Below are 13,755 nucleotides of genomic sequence, written 5' to 3'. Positions count from 1 at the left end.
TGTATTTTAGAGTGTGAATTACTTCAGTTCTAAAATCAAAACAGATTTAGGTTCGATTATAATTTCGTTCGTCACGTCAAAGGTGAGTTCAGAAATGACATCTTTTCCAGTTTTAAAGTCTTTGATATTTTCTTTGAAACGATGTGTGTTTACCGTCTTGGTTTCGTTGCTGTTGTTCATTAAAACCATTACCGTTTCATTTGCATTGTATCTAAAATAAGCATAGATATTATTTTCCGGAATATAATGGGTTGTTTTTCCAAAATGAACCACTGCTTTTGTTTTTCTCCATTGGAACAATTTGGCGGTAAAATCAAAATAGTGGTTTTGCTCCGGAGTTCGTCCTTCCTTCGTAAAAGCATTGTTTTTATCGCCTTCCCAACCGCCTGGAAAATCAAGACGAATAGCTGCATCACCTTTGTTTTTATCACCGGCCATGCCTATTTCGCTTCCGTAATACAATTGTGGAATCCCGCGAACGGTAGCCATCAAAGTCATTGCCATTTTGTATTTTCTGATATCGTTCCCATAGGTTTGATTGATGCGATTGGTATCATGATTTTCTGCAAATAGTAACATATTATTGACATTAGGATACAGAAAATCATTGGTAAAATTGTCATAGAGTTTTACCATTCCTTTGTCCCAAGAGCCGTCATCTTCATTGAAAACTTTAGTGACTGCTTCATATAATGTAAAATCCATTACACTTGGCAGATATGAATTGTAATTTTGTATTGCTGCAATTTTACTGTCTTTTTGCCAATACGCCATTTGCGCTTGACTTTGCATCCAGACTTCGCCTACAATATTAAAATTGGGGTATTCATCGGTTATGGATTTGGTCCATTTTGCAATTCCTTTTGGATCAGAATAATTGTAGGTGTCGACTCTGAAGCCATCTAAATCAGCATATTCTATCCACCAAATGGCATTTTGAATCAAGTATTTTAAAGTCAACGGATTCTTCAAATTTAAATCGGGCATCGATGGGACAAACCAACCGTCCAGCGTGATTTTTTTATCAATTTCAGAGGCATTGGTGTCGTGAATAACTGTTCTTTTATGATTGGTTTGGGTGTAGGTGTCAAATTGATTGATCCATTCTTTTGTGGGTAAATCCTTGATCATCCAATGTTCAATTCCCCAGTGATTCGTCACGTAATCCATCACCAGTTTCAGGTCTTTTTTGTGCATTTCAGCAGCCAATCGAACATAATCTTCATTGGTTCCGTAACGGGGATCTATTTTATACACATCAGATTGTCCGTAGGTGTGATACGAAAAAGCAGCGTCATTATCCTCGCACAGTGGTGTACTCCAAATTGTTGTTGCACCTAGTTCTGCTATGTAATCCAGATTTTTTATAATCCCTTCAATATCGCCACCGTGTCTTCCTCCGGGTAATTCTCTATTGTATTTTTCTTGGGTTGAATTTTCACTATCGTTGTTTCTGTTTCCGTTGGCAAAGCGATCTGGCATCAACAAATACATCATATCCGAAGCGTCAAAGCTTTTGCGTTGTGCTGAGTTTTCTCTTCTTTTCTTAAGGCTGTATTTTTGTGTAAAGGTTTCTTTACTTTTGTTTTTAAAGGTAAAAATCAGATCTGATGCCACAACTTTTTTAGTGTCAATGGTAACAAATAGGTAGTTGGGATTTTCCGTTCTTTTTACGTCGGTTATTTTTATGCTATTAGAAACCGTTACTTGGTTTTGAGCAATGCCTTTGCCATAAAAAAGAATTTGCAGCTCTGGATTCTGCATTCCTGCATACCAAAAAGGCGGTTCCACTTTGTCGATTTGCGCATGTACAGTTATTGACATAAAAAAAAGGAATAAAGTTATTTTTTTTAGAAAGCTTCTGTTTAAGAACGGAAATTGATCTGTTTTCTTCATTGTATGTATTTTTTAGTGCTATTTAATGTTGTGTTGGCTTCAAATAAAACGGATTCATGTTTGAAAAGAACTATTTTCAGCATTTTAGAGGCCATTCTTTTTTTATTTAAGAGTAGTTTTCAATCGAACAATCCCAATAGATATTGGGATTGTCAGTAAGCCTAGCAAGGCTTGGGTTCAAATGATAGAATTAACTACAAGTTCTAGCAAATGTTAGTTTACGGAGACTAAATTTTCAGTAGTGACCACAAGAGTCTTGCCATTTACCACAATTTCCAATTCTTTATCTCCAAGAATTGTAAATGAAGTCTCTTTATGATTGATCGCTACTTTCAGAATTTGATTTCTAAATTTGATTTTAAACGAATAGCCTTTCCATTGTTTTGGGATTTTTGGAGAAAAATGAAGCGTATCATCTTTAACTCTCATTCCGCCAAAACCTTCTACGATACTCATCCAGGTTCCGGCCATTGAGGTTATATGGCACCCTTCTTCGACCTCTTTATTGTAATCATCAAGATCCAGACGTGACGTTCTCAAATAGAACGAGTACGCCACGTCCATTTTGTCTAATAAAGCGGCTTGAATCGAGTGTACGCAGGGCGAAAGGGAGCTCTCATGAACCGTAAAGGATTCATAAAATTCAAAATTGTTTTTCAGTTCTTCTTTCGAAAAATGATCTTCAAAGAAATAAAAACACTGTAAAACATCGGCTTGTTTGATGTATGGCGAACGCAAAATTCTATCCCAAGACCATTTCTGATTGATGGGTCTTTGGCTTTTATCCAAATCAACTACACGAACCAATTCTTTGTCCAAGAAACCGTCTTGTTGCAAGTACACATTATGTTCTTCCGAAAAAGGGAAGTACATATTGTCCGAAATTTTTTTCCAAGACTGTAATTCGGAATCGGAGATTTTTACCTTTTCGGTAATTCTTTTGTGATCCGAAGGATATTCCAGCGATACTTTCTGAATTTGTTCGTAGGTATATTCCAGACACCATTTTGCAATATAATTGGTGTAAAAATTATTGTTTACGTTGTTCTCATATTCGTTTGGACCCGTAACGCCAAGAATTACATATTGGTTTAAATTAGTCGAAAAATTCGCTCTTTGATGCCAGAAACGAGCAATTCCTATTAATACTTCCAGTCCTTTTTCAGGAATATAACTGTAATCGCCAGTGTATCTGTAAAAGTTATAAATGGCAAAAGCGATAGCTCCGTTTCTATGAATTTCTTCAAAAGTAATTTCCCATTCGTTATGACATTCCTCGCCGTTCATCGTCACCATTGGATACAAAGCTGCTCCGTTAGTAAATCCTAATTTAGTAGCGTTTTCAATGGCTTTATCCAATTGATTGTAACGGTACGTCAATAAATTCCGAGCCACTTCCTGATCTTTGGTCGCCATGTAAAACGGAATGCAGTACGCTTCCGTATCCCAATAGGTAGAACCTCCGTATTTCTCTCCGGTGAAACCTTTTGGACCAATATTCAATCGGGAATCTTTGCCTAAATAGGTTTGGTTTAATTGGAAAATATTGAAACGAATTCCTTGTTGTGCCTTAACATCGCCATCAATTGTAATGTCTGACATTTCCCAAATTTTTGCCCAAGCATCAATCTGGTCCTGCAACATTTGGTCATAGCCTACTGCTAAAGCGGATTGAATCACTTTTTCGGCAGCAGTAATGGTATTTTCATGGTTTAAAGAAACCGTATACCCGCCAATTTTTTGGATCGATGATTTTTGACCCTGTCCCACAATTACATCATAACTAAACTGAATTTTATCAGCAGTTGCATCAATATTAGAAGGAGAAATTCCCGTTTTTTCACCACTTGTAAAAATGCTATTTTGCATGAAAGTGGTTACTTTGAAATGTGTTTTGAAGGTTTGTGCCGTTACAAAAGCTTCATTTCCTGATTTTTTTACATCAAGCGGTTCCCAGAATTTTTCTTCCCAGTTCGCATCTTCATTGGTTACACCAGCATCAATGTAAGGTTTGTAAACGATTTTTGAATCTTTGTTCAAAGGGGTAATTTCATAATTGATAACACCAACTTCATCCAACACGATTGAAAGAAAACGACGAATACTAACTGCGATTTCGGTTCCGTTTTTTAAAGTGGCTTCAAAAGAGCGGTGGTACCAACCTTCTTTCATGTTCAGCTCCCGACGAAAGTTTTTAACTTCAGCACAGGTATTCAAATCTAATTTTTCTCCATTGATTTCAATATCAATTCCAATCCAGTTTGGTGCATTCAAAACTTTAGCAAAGTATTCTGGATACCCGTTTTTCCACCAGCCCACTTTGGTTTTATCCGGATAATAAATTCCCGCAATATAACTTCCCTGAAATGTTTCACCAGTATAATTTTCTTCAAAATTAGCCCGTTGTCCCATAGCACCGTTGCCAATGCTGAACAGACTTTCAGATGATTTTACACACTCGGCATCAAATCCTTCTTCTATGATAGACCAATTGTCTGGTTTTATATAATCTTGATTCATTTTTTATAATTTAAAAATTCAAAGATTAAAAATTATTGTGATGCACAAATAATATTATCCTTTTTACTTTTTTGAATTTGTTTCGTTATTTGTTAATTAATTCTTCTATGAATTGGGTATCGATAGCTGTAAAATCGTTGAAGATGTATTTTGCTTCGTGCAAAGTAGTTGCTTCCCCAATTCCTATGCTGGTCATATTACCAATATTCGCCGCTTGAACTCCTGCGACTGAATCTTCAAAAACAATTGAATCTTCTGGTTTTATTTTTAATAATTTTGCGGCCATTAAGAATACTTCCGGATCGGGTTTCGCATTGGTCACATCATTTCCGTCTACAACAGCGTCAAAATAAGAGAGTAGTCCTGTTTTCTCCAGAATTGGTCTGGCGTTTTTACTGGCTGAACCCAATGCGATGGGTTGGTCGTTTTGTTTTAAAAATTTTAAAATTTCAAAAACTCCCGGAAGAATCTCACTTTCATTCATATCCACTAAATAAGATAAGTATTCCTCGTTTTTTTGGACTAACCATTGGTCTTTGTCTTCTTGTGAGGCGGTTACTTTTCCTAGTTCTAATATAATATCCAAAGAGCGCACCCGGCTGACTCCTTTTAGTAATTCGTTGTGTTCCAGTGTAAATTCGATATTTAATTCATTTGCAATTTTTTGCCACGCTAAATAATGGTATTTAGCCGTGTCTACAATCACTCCGTCTAGGTCGAATATAAATGCTTTTGTATTCATTGATTATTGTTTTATTAGGTCATCAACATCTTGTACTTTAACTACTAAAATAGCAGCAATCAAAAAGCTGACACCACTAGTGACTAATGCAAATATGGCATTGTCATGGTATACATATTTAACTAATGGTCCGCCAATTAAGGCATTAATAATTTGGGGAATAACGACAAAGAAGTTGAAAATACCCATGTAAACTCCCATTTTCATTGGGGAGATTGATCCGGCTAATATGGCATACGGCATAGATAGAATACTAGCCCAAGCAATACCCACTGCAACCATAGAAAGAATAAGCCAGTTTTCGTTAGGGACAAAATAGATCGAAATTAATCCAAGGCCACCAATAATAAGGGATAGGGAATGGGTTAATTTTCTTCCGATCTTTTTTGCGATATAAGGCAACGCAAAAGCATAGAAAGCAGAAACCAAATTGTAAATACCAAACAACACGCCAACCCAGTCTCCTGCATTTTGATACGCCTCACTTTTGCTGTCCGAAATAGGTAAACCATAAATATGATGGGCTATGGCCGGAGTGGTAAAAACCCACATTCCAAACAAACCAAACCAAGAGAAAAATTGTACCCAGCTCAATTGCCGCATCGTGGTAGGCATTTTTCTGAAATCATCAAAAATGTCCAGTACGCTGGATTCTTTAGCATTGGCATCAGCCACTTTGGTTTTCTGATGCGCCATTTCGTCTTCAAATTGGGCTAGCTCTTCCGGAGAATATTCTTTGGTAGAAAAAATGGAAACCAGGATAGAACCTATAAGTATAACAGCTCCTATTACAAAAGATAAAATCAAATGCATGGGAACACCGCCATCTTCATCTCTATTGGAAACGCCAAACCAATTCGTCAAAACATAAGGCAGCCAAGAACCAATCACGGCACCGAAACCAATTAAGGCGGTTTGTACGCTAAATCCAAGTGTTCTTTGATCCGTTCTTAAATTGTCGCCTACTAAAGCCCTGAAAGGTTCCATAGCAATATTGAAAGAGGCATCCATAATCATCAACATTCCGGCACCTACCCATAAGGCAGGCAAAAGAGCAATGAAAATTTCGGCTTGCGGCATTAATATTAAACCAATGGAGGCCAACAAAGCACCCACTAAAAAGAAGGGTTTTCGTCTTCCAAATTTCCCCCACGTTTTATCACTGTAATGGCCTATGATGGGCTGTACAATAAGTCCCATCAACGGGGCAATGATCCAAAACCAGGATAGTTCGTGCACATCAGCACCAAAAATCTGAAGAATTCTGCTGGCATTAGCATTTTGCAGTGCAAAACCCATCTGTATTCCCAGAAATCCGAAACTCATGTTCCAAATTTGCCAGAAACTTAATCTACGCTTTTCCATTATCGTAATTTATAAATTAATACGATAAGCGATATGCTTATCAAAACTTGTCTTATTTTCGAAGTAAAAGTGAGGCTTTGATGGGGTAAATATAAAAATATATTTTAAACTTTTGTTTTTCAGATACAAATAAAAAGAAACATTTTTCACTACAAGGTTGTAGTACTGAATATAATACAGCTGTTTTAAAAATTAGTCACAGTTTTCAGTCGCAGTTTTATGAAGGCAACTGAAAACGTATAATATCTAATGTGTAGATTCTCTTTCTATCAGATGCGTTTCAATTACTTCAGTTTTGTAATTTTCATCTTCTTCATCTTCCTCAGATTCGAGTCTTTCAATCAGCATTTTTGCCGCTTTATTTCCCATTTTGATACCATTCTGACTTACAGTAGTAATAGTAGGTGTAGAATATTTAGAAATGATACCATCTGTAAAGGCAATAACGGCTAAGTCTTTAGGAACATTTAATCCTATTTTATTGGCAGTTTTAATTATCGTTACTGCAAAAAGTTCGTTTACTGCAAAGACGGCATCAATGGCTTTGTCTTCTAATAGTTTTCCAATAGTGATTTCGCAGGTATCAACATCTTCAATTTTGATAATAAGATTTTCATTGAAGGGGATGTCATTGTCCAGTAATGCTTTGATATAACCATCTGTGCGAAGTTTACCCACACTCACATAATCAACAGTGGTAACTAAGGCGATTTTTTTCCGTCCTTTATCAATCAAGCTCTGAACGGCTTCATAGGCTGCAGATTGATCGTCTATAATGACTTTGTCGCAAAGGATATCGTTCGTAACTCTGTCAAACATGACTACAGGCATTCCCTGATTGATGACTTCTGTAATGTGGTGAAAATCGCCTTTGAATTGGGTTTCTTTAGACAGTGACATAATGAATCCGTCAATACTGCCGTTAGCGAGCATTTCCATATTCAGGACTTCTTTATCAAAGGAATCGTCTGAGAGGCAAATGAGTACGCTATACCCGTTTTCATTGGCCACTTGTTCAATTCCATTGATGACAGTGGAGAAGAAATGATGCACAATTTCCGGGATGATAATTCCAATGGTTTTTGTTTTTCTGTTTTTTAGGCTCAGCGCAATGTTATTGGGTTTGTAATTGTAAAATTTGGCGAAAGCTTGTACTTTAAGTCTGGTTTCCTCGCCTATTTCTGGACTGTTCCGTAATGACTTAGAAACGGTAGAAATAGAAACGTCTAATTCTTTGGCAATTTGTTTAAGCGTTATTTTCCTTTTCATGTGGAGAGGGAGTAAAATTTTATTTCGTAATAAAGATAAAATTTAATTTTACAAATGGTAATTAAACGGGTTAAAATTTAAATAAAACAAAAAGTTTTCAACACTATTACGTTTTCGTAACCCAATTAAAAAGGGCTCTTGTCGGGCGTGTAAAAATTTACATAAATTTAACATTCGAAGTAATAGTTACGCTTAAAAATTCAAGGAAAATTCAATTAAATTAAAGAAAATGTATGAAAACAATTTATAAAAAGTTGTTGATTTTAGTACTGCTGCTCCCTTTTAGTGTTCTGGCTCAGAATATTGTTGGCGGAACCGTTCTTGATAAAGTGTCAGGAGAGCCAATTCCAGGGGTAAACATAAATGTACAGGGTACAAATAATGGTGTTTCTACTGATTTTGATGGTAAATATCAGTTGTCTAATGTAAAAAGAGGGGATAAAATTGTGTTCTCTTATATTGGTTACACCAATACGGTCGTGACTTATGTTGCTCAAAATTCATTAAACGTGTCTTTAGAAGAAGATGCCAATCAATTAAAAGAAGTGGTGATCCAAGTGGGTTACGGGACTGTTAAGAAAAAAGATGCTACAGGAGCGGTAACCGTGCTGACTTCCAAAGATTTTAATAAAGGACCTGTTACTTCTGCAGATCAAATGATAACAGGGAAAGTAGCTGGTTTGCAGGTTATTAATGGAGGAGGTTCTCCAGGTGAAGGTGCAACTATCAGAATTAGAAGTGGCTCTTCACTATCTGCTAATAACGATCCGTTGTATGTTATTGATGGTGTACCGGTTGCTGCTGGTGGCGTAGAAGGAAGTAGAAATCCTTTGAGTACTATTAATCAAAATAATATTGAATCGATTACGGTTTTGAAAGATGCTTCGGCAACTGCTATCTACGGATCTCGTGCTTCGAATGGGGTAATTATAATTACTACCAAAAAAGGTAAAGCAGGGGAAATGCAAATTAATTATAATGCAAACTTCCAGGTTTCTGAAATCACGAATAAAGTAGATGCTTTATCAAGTACACAATTCAGAGATTTTGTAACGGCTAACGGAAATGCTGCTCAAATCGCGTTGATGGGTGCTGCTGATACAGATTGGCAGGATGAAATATTCAGAACAGCTATTGGTACAGATCATAATATTGCCCTAAGCGGTGGTTCTGATAATATAGTGTACAGAGCCTCTGTGGGATATGCTAATTTGAATGGTATCTTAAAAAGAGATAACATGGAGCGTACTACAATGTCTGCTGGTATAACCGGAAACTTCTTTGACGATCATTTAAAGATAGAATTGAATAATAATACGTCTCTGATTAATAGTAATTATAGTAATCGTGGTGCTATTGGTTCAGCCATTCGTTTTGATCCAACACAGGCGGTAAGAAATCCTGACGGAACCTTTTTTCAATGGTATACGTCTCCAACTGAAATCAACCAATTGGCAGGCAGAAACCCATTGTCTCAAATCGAACAACAAAACAGTTTTGGAACAGCGTACAGAAGCATTGGAAATATTCAAACCGAATATAAAATGCATTTTTTACCAGAATTAAAAGCAGTAGCTAATTTTGGTTACGATCAATTAACAGGACGTTCATTTGGTAATACAGAAGCTAATTTTTTGAATGGTCTTTCCGGTTCCGGTTTCAACAATACGTATGAAAAAACCCAATCACGGTTCAATAAATTGATGGATTTGTACTTAAATTACAACAAAAAAGTAGAATCAATCAATACCGTTTTTGATGTTACTGGAGGGTATTCCTACCAAGATTTCAGAGAGACTTTTTACTCTTCCAATTTTAATTTTCAGAGTAATAACACTACGGTAGATCCTAATTTCCCGTCTCGTATCAACTTGCAGTCTTTCTTTGCAAGAACTAATATTAATATCGCCGATAAGTATTTAGTGACTTTGTCCTATAGACGTGATGGTACTTCAAGATTTACAGAATCGAATCGTTGGGCTAATTTCCCTGCCGTTGCTTTGGCTTGGAAACTGAACGAAGAAAACTTCTTGAAAGACGTAAGTAGTATTTCTACCTTAAAAGTTCGTGGGGGTTGGGGTATTACCGGACAACAGGATATTGGAATAAGTTATCCTTCTATTCCGTTGTATTTAGCCTCTAATACTGCTGCTCAATACCCGTTTGGAAGTCAGTTTTACACTACTTACAGACCACAGCCGTACAATAGTAATTTGAAATGGGAACAAACCACTACTGTGAATGCAGGGTTGGATTTTGGATTTTTGAACAATAGAATCAATGGTAGTGTTGATTTGTACAAAAGAACTACACAAGATTTATTATTGTACACACAAAACCCATCATTCTTCGGGTTTTCAAATTTTGACAATTATAACGTAGGAACAATTGAAAATAGGGGGATTGAGATTGCTGCAGAAGTAATCCCATTTCGTTCTGATGATTTTGAATGGAGAATTGGCGGAAACGTAACCTTTCAAGAGTCTAAAATCACTAAGCTGACTACTACACTTCCTAATACGCCAGGAATTAATGTTGGAGGCTATGAAGGTGCTACCGGAAATTTTATTCAAAATCACCAAGTGGGTTATGCACCAAGTTCTTTTTACGTGTATGAGCAAGCGTATGGTGTAAACGGAAAACCTTTAGATGGGGTGTATGTTGACAGAAATCAAGATGGAATAATATCAGAGTTGGATAAATACCGTTTTCATAAACCGGCAGCAGATGTTTTTTACGGGTTTAACACTAGTGTGACCTACAAAAATTTTGACATGGGAATGAACTGGAGAGGATCATGGGGTAATTACAATTACAACAATGTGGATTCCAGCAAAGGATCTTTCAATAATATTTTGATCAGAAACACAGATTTGTCAAACGGAGTTGAAAATGTTTTGGAAACAGGTTTCAGATCTAATGACACCAAACGTTTCGAATCTGATTATTACATTCAAGATGCCTCTTTTGTAAGATTAGACAACGTAAGTGTTGGATATACTTTCAATCAAAAAGAGAATACGTCTTCATTAGTTAAATTGACATTGTCAGCACAAAATGTTTTGATCATTACTAATTATGAAGGATTAGATCCAGAAATTTCTGGAGGTATAGACGGAAATTTATACCCACGACCAATTACTTTCACGTTAGGTTTAAACGTTAATTTCTAATACAAATAGCAAGAAAAATGAAAAAGATACAAATAAAATTATTGGGCATTTCTTTGTTACTGTGCGTGATGGTATTCTCATCGTGTACAGATGATTTGAGCCAAGCCCCGGCAAGTAGTGTTGCAGTTCCGGGAGAACAGTTTTTTAGCACACCGGAATCGTACAAACAAAATCTGGCCAAGTTATACGCAGGATTTGCTACTTCAGGGCAAACGGCAGCTGGTTCTCCAGATATCTCCGGAATTGATGAAGGGGAAAGTCAATACATCAGAGGGATCTGGTTGATGCAGGAATTAACAACAGATGAGGCCGTAATCGCCTGGAATGATGGGACAATAAAAGACCTTCATTCACAAACATGGACTTCTTTAGACCGTTTTATCACGGCTACATTTGCCCGATTTTCTTTTCAAATTGTAAACTGTAATGAGTTTTTAAGACAAACTACGGATGCTAAATTAGCCTCCAGAGGTCTTGATGCCGCTTTGATAGCAGAGATTAAAACCTACAGAGCAGAAGCGCGTTTTATTAGAGCATTCACCTATTGGCACTTGATTGATATGTTTGGCGGAGGTTCTTTGGTAACTGAGGATTCCCCAACGAGTTTTTACTACCCGGAATATGCTTCAAGAGCAGAATTGTACAAATTTGTGGATGCCGAATTAACAGCAATTATTCCAGAATTGAAAGCGCCAAAATCAAATGAGGCGTATCGTGTGGATCAAGCTGCTGCCTGGATGTTACAAGCTAAGTTGTACATGAATGCTAAAGTATATATTGGTACTGATAATTATGCAGGAGCATTGCCTTTGATCACTAAAGTAATAGGATCAGGGTATACTTTACACAACAATTATAACCAATTATTTTTTGCGGATAATGATAGAAACGGAGCTCAAAACGAATTCATTTTTGCAATTGCTTTTGATGGACTAAGAACGCAAACGTTTGGTGGGACTACTTTCTTGACGCATGCACCAGTTGGTGGTACTATGAAGGCTTCTGAATTTGGAATCAATGGTGGTTGGGCTGGTATCAGAACAACATCAGCATTTGTAAATAAGTTTAGTGAAAATACTACAGACGCAAGAGGTCAATTTTATACCGATGGACAAACTAAAGAAATTGCTGATATTGGTACATTTACTGATGGATACGCAATTCAGAAATTTAGAAATGTGACGGTAAACGGAGTTCAGGGCTCAGATAAATCAGGAGACTTTTCTGACTCTGATTTTCCAATGTTCCGTTTAGCCGATGCGTATTTAATGTATGCTGAATGTGCGGTAGTTGGTAAAGTAGGAGATCTAGGAACTGCCAGAGGATATGTAAATGCTTTAAGAACCAGAGCGAATGCTTCAACGATAAGCGCTCTTACTGCGGATGCTGCAGGTGCTAACCTGATTCTAGACGAGCGAGCAAAAGAACTGCACTGGGAAGGACACCGAAGAACGGATTTAATTCGTTTTGGTAAATTTACAGGCGGTAGTTATGTGTGGCCTTGGAAAGGAAATGTAGCGGGTGGTGCGCCAACGCAAGCATTTAGAAATTTATTTCCTATTCCTGCTACAGCATTAGCATCAAACAATAAATTGAAACAAAACCCTGGGTATTAATAAAATTTAAATAATAAATAAAAAATGAAAAATATAACTAAATCAGTAATTGCCTTATTCGCAGTTTTTACCTTGTCTTGTAGCGTAGAGGATGTAGAAGACAGACCAGTAATTCAAGGAGTGGATACTCCTGAATTAGTGGCGCCTGAAAATGATAAATCATACGTTTTACTAGAAGAAAATGCGGAAGACGTTGCAGAACGTTTTGTGTGGACCAAAGCAACTTATGCTGGTAATGTAGAGATTGGGTACAAACTTTTGATGGATGTTAAAGGAGGAAATTTTACAAAAGCAATTGAATTAGGAGGAACTTCTGGAGCAACTCAAATTGAAGTAACTGTAAAAACATTGAATCAAGCAGTAATTCAATTGGGAGGAACACCTGATCAACTGGGTTCTTATGATGTCAAAGTAGTTTCTAGTTTAGCAGGAATTGAAAAAATGATGTCTAAAACTCCACTGACTATTTTAGTTAATGCGTACACTGGATTAATTCCTTACGCATTTAAAGACTGGTATTTTGTAGGCGACGCAACTGCTTCAGGATGGAACAATAATAATAAAAACCAACCTTTATTCAGAAGCGGAACAAACCCAAGTTTGTATCAATTTACCGGTTTTTTCAAAGCGGGTGCATTCAAATTAATTTCTACACTTGGACAATGGGCTCCAATGTATGGTAAAGGAGATAATGGTGCTATTGTGGCTAGACCTACAGAAGCTGATCCAGATCCAGCATCTTTTACTATTGCAACGGAAGGCTATTATACTTTTACAATGAATACTGAAACATTAAAATACACTTTAGTGACGTATAATGCAGCTGCTGCTAAAACTTTCACTACCGTAGGTATCATTGGAGATAGCACACCATTAAAATGGGATGCTTCAACAGCATTAACCCAATCTACGTTCAATTCTCATGTTTGGTCATTAAATTTGTTGCCATTAAATGATGGTAAAGCTAAATTTAGAGCAAATAATGCATGGGACGTAAGTTGGGGTGGAAACACTGCTTTTTCAGGATTCCCAAATAACGGAACAAGTGGAGGTGACCTACCGGTTGCAAAATCTAAATACAAAATCTATTTTAATGATTTAGATGGTAGTTATTTAATGATTCCTAATCAAGGATAATTTATTTCAAAAATTTTTAAGGGCTATCTATGGGTAG

8 protein-coding genes are annotated in these 13,755 nt (G+C 36.7%); 3 read left to right on the top strand and 5 right to left on the bottom strand.

Going from position 1 to position 13,755, the window contains the following annotated elements; translation table 11 throughout:
- Positions 1-18: 18 nt before the first annotated feature.
- From EKL98_RS00185 to EKL98_RS00165, 5 genes are all read right to left on the bottom strand, one after another.
- Complete coding sequence (locus EKL98_RS00185; RefSeq protein ID WP_126561244.1) at positions 19-1,896, bottom strand: glycoside hydrolase family 13 protein; 1,878 nt, start codon at positions 1,894-1,896, stop codon at positions 19-21.
- 213 nt (positions 1,897-2,109) lie between these two features.
- Complete coding sequence (locus EKL98_RS00180) at positions 2,110-4,416, bottom strand: glycoside hydrolase family 65 protein (RefSeq protein WP_126561243.1); 2,307 nt, start codon at positions 4,414-4,416, stop codon at positions 2,110-2,112.
- An 85-nt stretch (positions 4,417-4,501) separates the two neighbouring features.
- Positions 4,502-5,158, bottom strand: a complete 657-nt coding sequence (gene pgmB, locus EKL98_RS00175; RefSeq protein ID WP_126561242.1) for a beta-phosphoglucomutase — start codon at positions 5,156-5,158, stop codon at positions 4,502-4,504.
- Between the two features lie 3 nt (positions 5,159-5,161).
- Complete coding sequence (locus EKL98_RS00170; protein ID WP_126458348.1) at positions 5,162-6,523, bottom strand: MFS transporter; 1,362 nt, start codon at positions 6,521-6,523, stop codon at positions 5,162-5,164.
- Between the two features lie 246 nt (positions 6,524-6,769).
- A complete protein-coding gene (locus EKL98_RS00165; RefSeq protein WP_126515124.1) occupies positions 6,770-7,792 on the bottom strand; it encodes a LacI family DNA-binding transcriptional regulator in 1,023 nt (340 codons plus the stop codon).
- Positions 7,793-8,025: 233 nt separating this feature from the next.
- On the opposite strand from EKL98_RS00165, the gene EKL98_RS00160 reads away from it, so the two are divergent.
- From EKL98_RS00160 to EKL98_RS00150, 3 genes are read left to right on the top strand one after another with little or no spacing between them, the layout of a single operon-like run.
- The gene (locus EKL98_RS00160; protein WP_126561241.1) at positions 8,026-10,965 is read left to right on the top strand and encodes a SusC/RagA family TonB-linked outer membrane protein; all 2,940 of its coding nucleotides are present in this window, start codon (positions 8,026-8,028) and stop codon (positions 10,963-10,965) included.
- 17 nt (positions 10,966-10,982) lie between these two features.
- Positions 10,983-12,581 carry a RagB/SusD family nutrient uptake outer membrane protein gene (locus EKL98_RS00155; protein WP_126453882.1) on the top strand — a complete coding sequence of 533 codons (1,599 nt, stop codon included), beginning with the start codon at positions 10,983-10,985 and terminating at the stop codon, positions 12,579-12,581.
- A gap of 24 nt (positions 12,582-12,605) precedes the next feature.
- Positions 12,606-13,718 carry a SusE domain-containing protein gene (locus EKL98_RS00150; protein WP_126561240.1) on the top strand — a complete coding sequence of 371 codons (1,113 nt, stop codon included), beginning with the start codon at positions 12,606-12,608 and terminating at the stop codon, positions 13,716-13,718.
- The last annotated feature ends 37 nt before the right edge of the window (positions 13,719-13,755 follow it).

It is taken from the genome of Flavobacterium bomense (assembly GCF_003970355.1).
Note: the sequence above shows the minus strand (reverse complement) of the source record. Positions and strands in the feature narration are given on the sequence as shown.

What these genes read in the sequence shown, in the direction of transcription:
- EKL98_RS00150 (WP_126561240.1), top strand. Translation starts at nt 12,606, where the DNA reads ATGAAAAATATAACTAAATCAGTAATTGCCTTATTCGCAGTTTTTACC.
- EKL98_RS00155 (WP_126453882.1), top strand. Translation starts at nt 10,983, where the DNA reads ATGAAAAAGATACAAATAAAATTATTGGGCATTTCTTTGTTACTGTGC.
- EKL98_RS00185 (WP_126561244.1), bottom strand. Translation starts at nt 1,896, where the DNA reads ATGAAGAAAACAGATCAATTTCCGTTCTTAAACAGAAGCTTTCTAAAA.
- EKL98_RS00180 (WP_126561243.1), bottom strand. Translation starts at nt 4,416, where the DNA reads ATGAATCAAGATTATATAAAACCAGACAATTGGTCTATCATAGAAGAA.
- EKL98_RS00165 (WP_126515124.1), bottom strand. Translation starts at nt 7,792, where the DNA reads ATGAAAAGGAAAATAACGCTTAAACAAATTGCCAAAGAATTAGACGTT.
- pgmB (WP_126561242.1), bottom strand. Translation starts at nt 5,158, where the DNA reads ATGAATACAAAAGCATTTATATTCGACCTAGACGGAGTGATTGTAGAC.
- EKL98_RS00160 (WP_126561241.1), top strand. Translation starts at nt 8,026, where the DNA reads ATGAAAACAATTTATAAAAAGTTGTTGATTTTAGTACTGCTGCTCCCT.
- EKL98_RS00170 (WP_126458348.1), bottom strand. Translation starts at nt 6,523, where the DNA reads ATGGAAAAGCGTAGATTAAGTTTCTGGCAAATTTGGAACATGAGTTTC.